The following is a 13198-nucleotide window of genomic DNA, read 5'->3' on the forward strand; positions in this document are numbered from 1 at the left end:
TGAACATATAACTTATCTTTCGAATGGTTATGCTAATGGCATTTTCTCTATTTAATACGCCTTAATTCACAGGGCAAGAGCTGATCTGTTTCATTTTATTCGCGCAAAAAAAATCCAGCATCTGCTGCTGGATTGTGGGTAAAAGTATCTGGGGAGGATGATTTAATCAGAGAATATCGGGCTGGAAATCGCTCTGATTAAAGTGATTTTCTTAATAAGCATCGCTAAAGGCAATGAAAGCAGCAAGGTTGAATAAGCTGGCGGAGCAAAGATTTAAACCCACCATGCAAAAGCAAAGACGGCAAACATGGATAAGCCGATTGCAATTTTGGCGACAGCACCAATCAGCATGCCAATAAGGGTGGCAATGCCCACTTTGCCCGCTTGCAGCACATCTTGCCTCGCCCAGAATTCGCCAATGGCGGCACCAACAAATGGCCCTAAAAGCAGGCCGGGCAGGCCGGCAAATATCCCTAAAATGCCCCCAATTAAGGCGCCCCAGACTGCCGCCGGGCTGGCCCCTGCTTTTTTAGCTCCCATCGCCCCGGCAATATAATCCAGCACCATGGATAGAATAAGCAGCAGTCCCAGTACGGTTAGCCAGCCGTAGCCCACTCGTGCAAACTGATCTAAATATGCAGCCAGCAGCATGCCGCCAAAAATAAAGGGGGTGGAGGGTAAAAAAGGCAGCAAGGTGCCCAAGAGGCCAGAAATCATTAAAACCCAGGCAAGTACCCACCAGGCGGTTTCTGCACTTAAGAAGTCGGGCATATTGTTCCTGAATGAATTATCTGAGGTGGTCAGAGTGCAAAGTGGCTGAAAGGTTCTTGCTCAGGTTTGATAAAAAACAATCGGGCATAGTCGCCTTATAAGACTAAGGCGCAAAAAATTGCGCCTTAGTCTGTTGCCAATGAAATGGCTTCCTAGTATGCCTGTCTTAAATATGGCGGGTTTTTTTGCTGCTCCACCAAAACAAATGAATGCCAATCAGGATCATAGGCAGGCTGAGTAATTGCCCCATTGATAAATGCAGTGCCAGATAGCCAAGGAAATCATCGGGTTCGCGGGCATATTCGGCGATAAATCGGAATATGCCATAGCCTAATAAAAATAACGCAGAAACCTGGCCGGTACGGCGCGGTTTGCCAGAATAAAGCCAGAGAATAATAAACAGGCTAATCCCTTCCAGAGCAAACTGATAAAGCTGCGAAGGATGGCGGGGCAGCCCGTCGTGCGCTTGCGGGAAAATCATCGCAAACGGCATGTCTGCCGAAGTAACACGCCCCCACAATTCGCCATTAATAAAGTTGCCCAAACGGCCGGCCGCGAGGCCCAGTGGTACCAGCGGGGCGATAAAGTCGGTGACTTGAAAAAAACTACGGCCGGTTTTGCGGCCAAATACCCACATCGCCACCAATACACCCAGAAAGCCGCCATGAAACGCCATGCCACCTTCCCAAACTTTCAGAATGTCCAGAGGGTGCGAGAAGTAAAAGTCAGGTTTATAAAACAGCACATAGCCCAGCCGCCCACCCAGAATTACCCCCAGTACGCCATAAAACAGCAGATCGTCCAGCTCTTCAGGTTTCCAGCTATTGGATTTTTTGGCGCGCATTCGGCCTAAAAACAAAAACAGCATAAAGCCAATGAGATACATCAGCCCGTACCAGTGGATACCCACGGGGCCAAGTTGGATGGCTATGGGATTAAATTGCGGATGAATTAGCATGCAAACCAGCCTTCCGATAAAATGGGCCGATTATACCCTAAGCACTTAGTCTGAATATTTCCTTTAGGCTTGCCAGCCCTGTATGTTGGAGTGACAAAATCACTTTTAACTACGCAGAGTCGATCAGCCGTTTTTATGACTGCCGTCCCACTTTTACCCAAGCTTTGATGTGCCAAACCATAGAAGCGGCTATTCAGATATTTGAAGTTTTTTTCCTGATTGATTACTTCGCTGCAAGGATCTAAAAAATGCCTGTTTATCGTTCCCGCACTACCACGCATGGCCGCAATATGGCCGGTGCCCGCGCCCTGTGGCGTGCAACTGGCATGAAAGATGGCGATTTTGATAAGCCCATCATCGCCATTGCCAACTCGTTTACCCAGTTTGTGCCTGGCCATGTGCACTTACACAATTTAGGCCAGCTGGTGGCCAGAGAAATCGAAAAAGCGGGCGGCATCGCCAAAGAATTTAACACCATTGCCGTGGATGACGGCATCGCCATGGGGCATTCGGGCATGCTCTACAGCCTGCCCAGCCGAGATCTGATTGCCGATTCGGTTGAATATATGGTCAATGCCCATTGTGCCGATGCGATTGTGTGTATCTCCAATTGCGACAAAATTACCCCCGGCATGCTGATGGCCGCGCTGCGCCTGAATATTCCGGTGATTTTTGTTTCCGGCGGGCCGATGGAAGCGGGCAAGGTAGATTGGAAAGGCGGCGTGCGTAAGCTGGATCTGGTGGATGCCATGGTGGAAGCCGCGGACAGCCGGGTGAGCGATGAAGAAGTCGCCGCCGTAGAGCGTTCTGCCTGCCCAACCTGTGGCTCCTGCTCGGGCATGTTTACAGCAAATTCGATGAATTGCTTAACCGAAGCATTAGGCTTATCCCTGCCTGGCAATGGCTCGATGCTGGCCACGCACGGCGATCGCAAGCAATTATTCCTGCAAGCGGGCCGCACCATTGTTGAAATCGCCAAGCGTTATTACGAGCAGGATGATGACTCTGTCCTGCCGCGCAGTATTGCCACCAAGGCCGCATTTGAAAACGCCATGAGTTTAGATGTAGCGATGGGCGGCTCGACCAATACCGTCTTGCACCTGCTGGCTGCGGCGTTTGAGGCTGAAGTTGATTTCACCATGCAGGACATCGACCGCGTATCGCGCGGCGTGCCGTGCCTCGCAAAAGTTGCACCCGCTACGCAAAAATATCATATGGAAGATGTGCACCGTGCAGGTGGCGTGATGGCGCTCTTGGCCGAGCTAAACCGTGCTGGCTTGATTCATACGGATGCCAAAACAGTGCATGCACCAACCATGGGTGAAGCGTTGGCAAAGTGGGATATCGTGGTCAACGATAAGGAAAGCGAAGCGCATCGCTTCTTTAGCGCAGCCCCTGGCGGTGTGGCCACTACCATCGCATTTAGCCAATCGATGCGCTGGCCAGAGCTGGACTTAGACCGTGCAAATGGCTGCATCCGTAATAAAGCAAATGCTTACAGCCAAGACGGTGGTCTTGCTGTGCTGTCGGGTAATATCGCGCCGCTGGGCTGTATTGTTAAAACCGCAGGCGTGGATGATTCCATTCTTAAGTTTACTGGCCGTGCCCGGGTGTTTGAATCGCAAGACGATGCGGTCGCTAGTATTTTGGCTGACCAAATCGTGGCGGGCGATATTGTGGTGATTCGCTATGAAGGCCCGAAAGGCGGCCCCGGTATGCAGGAAATGCTCTACCCAACCAGCTACTTAAAATCCAAAGGCTTGGGCAAAGCGTGTGCGCTGCTCACTGACGGGCGTTTTTCTGGCGGCACCTCTGGCTTATCCATTGGCCACGTTAGCCCAGAAGCGGCCGATGGCGGCTTGATTGGCCTCGTGTGTGAGGGCGACACCATCGAAATCGACATCCCACAACGCAGCATCCGCCTTGCCGTGGATGATGCAATGTTGGAAAACCGCCGAGCGACCATGGAAGCGCGTGGCAAAAACGCCTGGAAACCCGTTGATCGCCAGCGTTATATCTCGCCAGCTTTACGCGCCTACGCCGCCATGACTACCTCCGCCCATACTGGTGCGGTGCGTGATGTCAGCCAGGTTGAGCGTAAGGGTTAAGCCTAGGCTGAAACCTAAGATCTGCACGCACAGAGGGCATGGAGAAAGGCTGAGAAAACACAGAGAAAACCAAGCAAAAATCAGGCTTGTGTTTTCTCCGTGAAATGCTGTGTTCTCAGTGTCCTCCGTGGTTTGAGATTTGGGTTTTTGTACCTATGCAGTTTATAGGGTGTACAACGACGTAGTCGTTGCGCACCAAGAGCTATGCGCAAGAAAAACGACTTGCACACCCTATAAAAACCAAGCTTTGTCTCTCTACGTTGACAGGATTGGGGGCCACATTGTACCTCTGGATTTCCGACACAAGCATTCGGGAATGACGGGCTCGGTTACATATCGATTCGTTTTTCTCAGTGCGCTTTGTGTTCTTCCCGCCCTCTGTGCCTACAGAACTTTTGTTGAAAGGTCAGCCTATGAGCGCCATCGCAACAGCCATCCGCCGCGTCATTGCCCGCATCCCTTACGGCAAAGTGGCCACTTACGGCCAGATCGCTAAACTAGCTGGCTATCCCAATCACTCCCGCTTTGTCGGCCGCTGCCTGCACGATAAAGACGCGCCTGTGCCATGGCAGCGCGTCATCAACGGCCAAGGCAAAGTCAGCCCGCGTGGGCTGGATGGCAATGATGATGAACAACGGTTTTTACTGCAGTGCGAGGGCGTGATGTTTGGGGAGGGGGGGAAGATTGATTTGAAGGTGTATTTGTGGGATGGGGAATGAAAAACCCCCACCTGATTCAGGTGGGGGTAATGATTGGCAGAATTAGTTTGGATTAGTGCAAACAGAAGCCGTGCCAAATGGGCTTGTTACTCCAGGTGGTGGAATTTTGATATCGTTGTAGTCTTTAGCTAGGCCTGGTAAGTTAAATACTGCAGCATTTGAATACTCACTTCCCTCTACTCTGATTGTGGCTTGAAGTTTTACTATTGCCCAAGACGAGTAGTTCTTTCCGTAAAGTACTTTAATAAATGCGCTGCCAGTTTCATCCGTCTTTACTGTATTACTGGTTGGGTTAAGCGCATCGTAGACCGTTGCAACAAAACCTGGTTCCAGTGTGCCATTACCGTTGCCATTGCCATCTGCGGGATCATCTTCACCCGGGTCAAGAATACCGTCATTATTCTTATCTTCACTCAGGCAGGTTGCTGATGGGTGTTGTAACCAGAAGTCAGGTTTACCATCGCCATCGCTATCGCCATCCGGTTTGTAAATTCCTTTTAAGTACTTTGTCGGAATAACCGCGAGCGTCACTTGTACGCCTGCAACCGGGTTACCAGCTGCGTCTGTGACAATTACGCTGTAAGGAGTAATGTTTTGAGTTGTGTTTTTATCTTCAATTTGGTTACCAGTACCTAAACGGATAAATAATGACTTACCGCCAACGGTAACCTGAGTTTTGGCATTAATCGATGGGTTGTTTGCCAGTGTGGCCGTAATGGTTACGCCATCTTTGGCGCTGCTGCTATTGCCTGCCGTGTAATTGGTGCTGGTTTGGCCTGAGCTGTTCGTGATACCACTACCAATACTAAGCCTGCCACCTGTTGGGTCAATCAGGTTGAAGTTGACGGCTTGGTTTTTTACTAAGTTACTGGAGGCATCTCGAACAATGGCGGTGATGGCCGTACTTGCGCCTGCACGAACAACTGTTGTATCTGGCTGAACTACAACTTTACTTGGCGCTGTAGCTACAAACTCAACATCATAGTTGTTGCTTATTCCGCTGGCCGTTGCTGTGATTTGTGATGCACCAGCTGTTGTGCTGGTGATTGTTACTGATACTTTACCATTTGCATCTGTCTTACCTGAGGAGGCCACTAAATTGCCACGGGTTGCTGTGAAAGAGACAGGTACATTGCTTTGCGGGACGCCAGCAATTGAATACAGCAGGTCGAGTTTAACAAAACTATCCAGATTTACTTCCGCGGGGATTTTGCCAAAATTTACGGCACCTTGTGAGGTAGAGCTGGGTGTTAAATCAAAAGTATTGTTGCTAATTGAAATATCTAATGTTGCTGATTCACCAAGAGCCGTAGTTTTTACAACATCGGCACCTGCTTTAATGGCTTGATATGTGATTGTGGCTTGTCCGTTATCCCCAGTTGTTGCTTCAGTTGCTGCGACGTTATTTACTTTGAACGTATTTCCCAAGGCAGAAGTTAATGCTACTTTTTGCCCTGCGACGCCTTTACCTGCAGCATCTTTCAAACTAATTGTCAGCGAGCTTTCTTTATTCAGCACAAGAGAGTTACTGCCGTTAAGCGTGATTTTTGTTCCGCTTACAGTAATGGTTACTTTCTCTGATATGGCACCAGCTGTTGCTTTGACTGTAATACTTCGGCTGGATTGATCACTACCTGTGGTGACATTGGCTGTTGCACTGCCTGTCTTATCGGTGAGGCCAGCATTCAGTACTGCAATTTGTGCACTGTCTTGAGTACTAAAAATGACTGTTTGCCCTTCCAGTACAACATTATTAGCGTCTTTTACTCTGGCTGTTATAACTACTGGGGTGTTGCCATCAGAGGCAAGGTTAGGTGTACTGGCCAATACTTCCATTTTTGCAGCAACGCCCGATGCGTTAGGAACTGGCGTTGGCGTTGGTGTAGTGGATGAACTATCGCCACCAGATGATCCATTGCAAGCCGTCAACATAATCGTTGCCAGCAGCAGCAGTCCGCCGGCGACTTTTCTCGCGGCTTTGCCGTTGAAGTTGATTCGTTCCACTGCATACTCCTTTACTTTTTTTAGGGGGCAGTTTTGCCCAATAGATTGACACTTTTAAACCGATATAGATAGATTAAACGATATTGATTGCAATATAGCAATCTTCGTAAAAAATTTTATCCCTGCTGAGCAATTTAATTTTTTGCTTAACTGTGTGGTTTTTGCTTATGAAAGAATTTATTTATTTTAGTATGCATGGTTGAGTACGAGGCGGGATAAAAAAGCAATTAGGTCTAGGGCTTAGAAAGTGTTGCGGAAATAAGATTTCGAATTATTTATGTTTATATTTGGTCTAAGGTTATTTGATTATGGTTTATAAAGAGTATTGTTGTTTTTTTAGTTGAGAATGGTGAGCAAGGCCTGCTCACCATTCTAGGTTTTAAATTATTAGTTCACAATCTCAGTCCACGCTGAGCGGCGGCCTCTTAAATCGGGCCTGAGAAGTGCTTTCCCGTGTTCTGGTGTGCCATCTGGTTTGATATCGAGGCTATCGTCTTTTTCAGTGATTACACTTGGGATTTGCTTTTGATCATCAAGCATAATGCCGTTTACATCGCTGCCTGTATTGATAGACCGGTCAAATTTCGGATTAGCACACATCCAATTGCTGCTGATCTCCTGTGGCAATAAATATTCTCTGCTGAGCCCGCCCGCTTCACATGCATCCCCACCCGGAATAGAGGTAAAGAAGCGTGCTTTTTCTCCTCGTGGCAGCGGATCATTCGCAAGGCGTTCTTTGTTGATGAACATATTAGCCCGCCAGCCCCTTGTTCTTTTATTGCATTCCAGTAGCGCCGCAGGTGTATCAAGCGCTCTGCTGTCGCCTTTGCGGGTTAACTGGATATCATTCCCATTTTTTTCAAATTGGAGCTCGTTCAGTGCCAGAGAGCTGCGTAAGGCAGTGAATGCGGTGTCGATAACGCTGGCGCTTGGATCAACTAATAAGCCGTAAAAAGTATGGGTGTCGCTGTTGGCAATATCAGCCTGATTTAAATAGCGCCCGGTTCCAAAGGTCACATAGTGCATGGCTTCGTTAGAAGTGGTTTTGTATTCTGTAGCTTTAACCATAGGGGCTGTGGTAATGGCTTGTGGCGCCTGGTCTAACCCAGTTTTAGCAACTAATGCCCCGCTGCCATCTTTGGGATTAAAGCGCCATAAATTGCCCGCTAAATCACCTGCGTAGGCCATTAAAATGGTGTCATCCACGTTTCTGTTTTCAAATAAAACGCCAATTTTAGATAAACCACACAGGCCGGTATTGTTGTTGCAGCTGCTGGTGAAGGTGTTATCAAGTACCCCGGTTGCAGCATTTAAGGCAAAAATATAGCCTTTATTATCCGCATTGTCGTAGCCGCTGCTGAGTAAGACTTTCCATGTGTTGTTAACCTTCCCTACAACAGGAAAGCCATAGGTTTTGCCAAGACGTGTGTCACTGAAGCTCCATAAAAGGACTGGAGTGGTCGGGTTGGTGATATCCAGCGCATAGTATTCACCGCCGCCGCCACGTAAACCACCAATCAGAATTGTTTTCCATGTATTGCCTACTTTGATGTCGGCAATGGTGGGGGCACCATCAACAAAGTATTTGAAATCGTTAGTGTAAGCACGCTCGGCCTGCTGCCAGAGGCGTGGAATAACGGTTGGAGGAACAAAAGCCCATTTTTCATCCCCGGTTACTGCGTCAAAGGCATGCAACATTCCATCATTGGCCGGGGCGTAAACCATAGCCTTTCTATTTGTATTGCTGCGTACAAAATCAGCATAGCCTGCATCGCTGTAAGCTTTGTTTGGTTTTTTCACATAGCTGACGCCACCATGAATGACCGAGCCTAAAAAGCCTGTACGCACACGGTATAAGGAGTTTGGATCTTTTGCATCCGGCTTGATCTCATTGCTTTTATCGCCACGCAAATAATTAATCAGTGCACTGGCTGTATTTTGGTTAAGTTGTGCGGAGTTGAGTGTGCCATTGCTGGTTTTAAGTGCGTTAACGCCTGCGGCCATGGCACTGCGAAGCGCACTGTTTTGGTCGTTAAAATCCGTAAGAGTGGTGCAGGCTCCAGGCGTGCAGGTATAAATCTTCCGGTTAGCATGGCCCAGCACCCCTAGTTTAGCGTTTGCAGACCAGGTGACAGCCTCTAATGCACTGGTTTCCAGGTTGAGGGTGCGTGCTTGTACATCGCCCGTCCAGCTGATGGTTTTAAAAGAGCTGGAATAAATAGAATTATCCCCTTCGCTCATAAACGAGCTGGATACATCGGACGATCCCACCGAGGCTGTTTTAGCCTCAATATCGCTAAGCGCTTTAGAGATCCCTGCCGCTACGGCGTTAGGGTCTTTGGCGCTGAAGTACTCACCACCGCCATTCACGGCTGCATGCCATAAATCATCAATGGTGGTAAGGGTGTCGCCAACTACTTGGGGCCAGGGTACGCGTTTATTCGTTAGTGGCTCGTAGTCGCTTCTTTTTAGCTGGCCATCCATACCTAGGCCCAGCGTATAGGTCCGCATAAGCTGACGCCCTTTGGCACCATCTGCAAAGGCCTCTACTCCAGGCACGTTATTGGCCATACTGCTGCGAATATCATTCTTAAAGTAATACATGGCCACGTCTGCCAGTGTTTCACTTGTATTTGTGTCATCTCTCATTGGGTATGGGATATTGCTGGCGTTATCTTGCTTGCCAATACCGGCATTATTGCCCCTGTTCCAGTAACCATCTGTTGTAAGGATGGTGAAGTTCTGCTGGCAGGTGTACTGCATAGGATCACTCACTCCAGAGGGGAGTTGGCCTGAATAAATTTTTCCTACTGCGTTGAGCGCACTTTTTAGTGGTGTGCCACCGCCTGGTGAGGTGCCATAGAGCATGGCATACCAAGCCGCTTTTTGAGGGTTGGCATAGTTATCAATATTAAGATAGCGGTCGCCGCTGTAGTAGCCACTGGTTAGATTGTTGATTGAAGAAAAACCGACGCGATAGCGGTCGCCAATGCTGGAAAAAGCCGCACCTGCACTGGATTTCATCATCAAAATGCGCGTGCGGTAATAGCTGAACCAGTTGGCAAAATTTTGCCTTTCTGCGGCTGATTTTGCGCTATTGTCTTGCGGGATAACTATTTTTTCCCAATCCGAGCCGGGCCAATTCAATCCCTGAGCGCACTGATCATCAGATGGTGCCTTGGCAGGTTTAAAGTTCCAATAGAACGCCGCTTCTCTGCTTGAGTTGCCATTGTTGGCTCCGGTAACCTTGTCGTAGGCAAAAAAGTCACGACTCAGGTTGTAGGTTGCAGTGCTGCCGCTGCTAAAGCCGTCATACCAGGCCGCTGTAAAGCTGGCATTCGGCATGTCCGTACCATTGGCGTTTTTGGGTGGTAGGTAGGTGGTCTTAGGGTTGTAATACACGCCATTGCAGGATGAATTATAGTAGCCGACACTATTGCGCCAATTAATGACGCTATCTGGCATAAAGCTCCATGCCATAGAGCCAGAATCATCAATGATAAACATAACGTTGGGTTTGATATCACCCACGCTGAGCGTAGAGAGCGGTTTGTCTGCCGTTTGGGCTGCCCAGCTATTGAGGCTGATGCTTAGAATACTGAGTGCAATAATTTTCATGGTTTTACCTCAAATAGCTTAGAACAGCGTGGCCTGATAAAAAGTAACCGTGTCTTTGGGGCCTTCGATTCGTACGGTTATTTTGTAAATCATTTGATATTCGGAATTCCCTTCAGGCTCATTCGGCGACATTTTTTGCAGGTCGCAAGCGCTTCGGTTTGGGGTTTTTTGCCCTGCCGTGCTGCAACTGCGCTGAATAAAATAGGCTGCCCTGTATCCATTGGCATTGAGCGCTTCATTTCTTCTGGCCTGAGCTAATGGGGCGTTTCCGGTTTGGGGATTAGCCCAAACCCAATTAATGCCGCCTGCCCATGCATTGCCGGCAATGGGGTTGGCGGTGTTTGTCGGGCTATAGCCATTGTTGTCAGATGCACTATTGAGCTCAGTTGGGGCGACCTGGGATCTGTCTACCAGCCAGAAGCGGGCCTTTTCCAGTGCTATATCCGCTGCTGCGGTTGTGCCTTGGCGCAGGGCTAGATTATTTGCAATCTGGTTGCTGCCTATCATTGATCGGACAAGGGCAATGGCGGCTAATGTCATCACCACCAGTACGATCAGGGAAATCAGCAGTACCAGCCCTTTTTGCCTGTTTTTCAGCGCTTGAGATGGCATATATGCTCGTTTATAAATGGGTTTCACAATATTGGGCACCTGTTTTACGGCGCAGCCGTGCTGATTAAATTAGGCTGATTGGCAAACTTCTGATTACGCAGCGGCACAACGGTTTCGTGTACGGTGTAGCGGTAGCACTGCCAGTTGGTATTGCTGGGCTGAGCATTGCCGGGTTTGCTGAATGAGCCTCCTGCCCATGTAAATTCAGCGTTGCTTGCCGTTGTACTGCAGCTGCCATCCCGTTTGGGTTTTTCGGGGTAGTTACTGCGCACCAGTACGCCATAGCGAATTGCGATCAGCTGTTGCCATCCGAGAAGGGTAGTGGGGGTTGTATTACTCCAGCTGCTGACGTTATTAGGAATATTGTCGCCATCTGTATTGGTATCAAAGCCATATTCTGCTTTTAGTTGGATGACATTTTCTGTGGTAATGCTCCAGCTGCTTTCATCGATGGCTTTATCTTTAGGCACATCCATGCTGATCAGGCTGCCATCCGTTTTATTGTCCGCCTGGCTGCATTGATTGGGGTTGCCTGCTAAATACACGCAGTAGGTGCGGCGAACCATCGTGCCAAAGTTAAATAAGCGGGTGGTGTTCATTGGCAGCGCTGCAGGGAAAGGCTGGTTTAATGCAGTGCCATTCCAAAGCGCATTGGTGGTGTGGCGCAGTAAAAAGTCTTTACCTGTTGAGGCGGGCGTGCCTGTGCCTGTGCAAGCGGCATTGGCGCAAGTCACTTGGAATAAAGGGCAGGCGGTTTGTGCCTGCTTACCCGGATCAGGCCATACCACAACTAAATCGCCAGCCCGGTACTGGCTTGCCAGTAAGATATTGACGAATTGATCATCATTATTGGTGTGCGTCGTTCCATCACCAAACAGGGCTGGCATGCCCGCTGCTGGTGATGTGCTGTACAGCATAGAAATTTGATCAGAACCACCGGCTAGAGATGTGATGCTTACAGGCACAAGAGGAAAATTGGTGTAATTGGGGTTTTTCGAAACCACATTGCAGTTCAGTGCGCGGTTTGAGCCTATACCGTAGCCTGCACGCTCCAGTTCTTTCTGGATTTGCATAATGGCAATCCCGCCGCTGCTTTGAGCATTGCCATTGCCCAAGGTAGAGCGGCGAAAGCCTTCACTGGTATTAAAGGTCTGGTAGATGGCAAGAGAAGCCAGTAGTGAAATCACAATGGCAACCATGATTTCGATCAGGCCAAAGCCATAAGAGGGGCGCATCTTATAATCCACAGCGTATATGCTCCGTGTCCAGTGGGTCTCTGGTTTCTAAAATAGTGGGAATATCAATCACGGTAGTGGCTTCATTCATGCCTTCGTTTTTACCAGCAGCGACCCCGGTTTTGGCTCCATTTGGTGTTGGCCAGTTAATGCTGATCGTTACCTGGCGCGAGCATGGTGTGCTGGTGGCGGGGATGTTTTTTTGAACGACCACAGTGCAAATGGCATCGTTCAGGCTTGTGCTCACTGCTTTTGCCCATCTCTGGGCGCCATCAGAGGACGGCGCTGCACTCTTACATTCGGTTCTTGCAATAGCAAAGCTGTCCAGGCTTGATACATTGCTGCGCATTTCACCGTCTAATCTCTGGATTAACTGTGTGGCTGTTGTGCGGGAGCTGCTGCTCACCGAGTGCCGCATTGCGTTGGCTTGCAGGGCACTAATGGCCAGAATGCCAAATGAAAAAATACTGATGCCAATTAAACACTCAAGCAGCATCGATCCCCGTTGGGAATAATGGATAGTCATGGGGCTTACCTCGAGCAGCTGGCTGGATTTTTTTTCGGGGCATCGGGCAGGCAAAGCTGCGTATTGCCGCCTTCATCAACGCGCATGCAAATCCTTGCCGGGTTTTTTACGATGTTGTTATCGTCAGCGGGCTTGTTGCAGTCTGCTACGGCCGATTTATCTTGGCTGACAATCAGTAGCAAAGACTGATCAGCTCTGCCCAGTGCATCAAAGCGGATCATGGATTGATCTGCGTTAAGCTTAAATTGGGCCGAGTTTCCTTCAGCAACCGTTTTGCCTTCAATAAAGGGGTAGCGGCTTCCGGCGGGCGCAGCTGTGGTGAGATTGGCACAGGCAGGGCAGGCACGAATCAGCCAGGCCGTGCCATTCGCGCTGGGGCTCACATTATTGGCATTGCGATTGGTGGCTGCAACGGCGTCATTTGTAAGGATTAGCTCGACATAGCCATTGCGTTTAATCGCCTCGGCACGGGCCAGCTGCACGGCGCTTTGGAATGATTCAGCATAGGTTCGAAGCTGCGTACTGCGTACCCAGCCCTGAAATGGCGGGCCAGCCAGCGATAATAAAATGCCAAAAATAAGCAGCGTGATCAGGATTTCGACCAGCGTAAAACCCTGCTGATTGCGTTGAGGAATAAGTAAATCCAT

General features: G+C 49.1%; 10 protein-coding genes. 2 read left to right on the forward strand and 8 right to left on the reverse strand.

All coding sequences use genetic code 11. The annotated features are described in order from the left end of the window. Positions 1-273: 273 nt before the first annotated feature. Both DYD62_RS21520 and lgt read right to left on the reverse strand, forming a co-directional pair. Positions 274-771, reverse strand: a complete 498-nt coding sequence (locus DYD62_RS21520) for a DUF456 domain-containing protein (protein ID WP_115229950.1) — start codon at positions 769-771, stop codon at positions 274-276. 166 nt (positions 772-937) lie between these two features. Further along, positions 938-1729, reverse strand: a complete 792-nt coding sequence (gene lgt, locus DYD62_RS21525; RefSeq protein ID WP_115229951.1) for a prolipoprotein diacylglyceryl transferase — start codon at positions 1727-1729, stop codon at positions 938-940. A 248-nt stretch (positions 1730-1977) separates the two neighbouring features. Here lgt and ilvD point away from each other — a divergent pair, with 248 nt between their 5' ends. Both ilvD and DYD62_RS21535 read left to right on the forward strand, forming a co-directional pair. Continuing rightward, positions 1978-3837, forward strand: coding sequence for a dihydroxy-acid dehydratase (ilvD, locus tag DYD62_RS21530; RefSeq protein ID WP_115229952.1), 1860 nt, complete (start codon positions 1978-1980; stop codon positions 3835-3837). Positions 3838-4250: 413 nt separating this feature from the next. After that, positions 4251-4556, forward strand: coding sequence for an MGMT family protein (locus DYD62_RS21535; RefSeq protein WP_115229953.1), 306 nt, complete (start codon positions 4251-4253; stop codon positions 4554-4556). Between the two features lie 42 nt (positions 4557-4598). Here DYD62_RS21535 and DYD62_RS21540 read toward each other — a convergent pair whose 3' ends face one another. The 6 genes from DYD62_RS21540 to DYD62_RS21565 form a co-directional block, all read right to left on the reverse strand. Continuing rightward, positions 4599-6560, reverse strand: coding sequence for an Ig-like domain-containing protein (locus DYD62_RS21540; protein WP_115229954.1), 1962 nt, complete (start codon positions 6558-6560; stop codon positions 4599-4601). A 387-nt stretch (positions 6561-6947) separates the two neighbouring features. Next, a complete protein-coding gene (locus tag DYD62_RS21545; RefSeq protein ID WP_115229955.1) occupies positions 6948-10178 on the reverse strand; it encodes a pilus assembly protein in 3231 nt (1076 codons plus the stop codon). A gap of 18 nt (positions 10179-10196) precedes the next feature. Further along, entirely contained in the window at positions 10197-10790 is a 594-nt protein-coding gene (locus tag DYD62_RS21550) for a hypothetical protein (protein ID WP_115229956.1), read from the reverse strand. 44 nt (positions 10791-10834) lie between these two features. Next, on the reverse strand, positions 10835-12025 hold the full coding sequence (locus DYD62_RS21555) for a PilW family protein (RefSeq protein WP_115229957.1): 1191 nt from the start codon (positions 12023-12025) through the stop codon (positions 10835-10837). A 1-nt stretch (position 12026) separates the two neighbouring features. Further along, positions 12027-12551, reverse strand: coding sequence for a type IV pilus modification PilV family protein (locus DYD62_RS21560; RefSeq protein ID WP_132038664.1), 525 nt, complete (start codon positions 12549-12551; stop codon positions 12027-12029). 5 nt (positions 12552-12556) lie between these two features. Continuing rightward, positions 12557-13198, reverse strand: a complete 642-nt coding sequence (locus tag DYD62_RS21565) for a GspH/FimT family pseudopilin (protein WP_115229959.1) — start codon at positions 13196-13198, stop codon at positions 12557-12559.

Origin of the sequence: Iodobacter fluviatilis (assembly GCF_900451195.1) — a bacterium.
GTDB lineage: Bacteria > Pseudomonadota > Gammaproteobacteria > Burkholderiales > Chitinibacteraceae > Iodobacter > Iodobacter fluviatilis.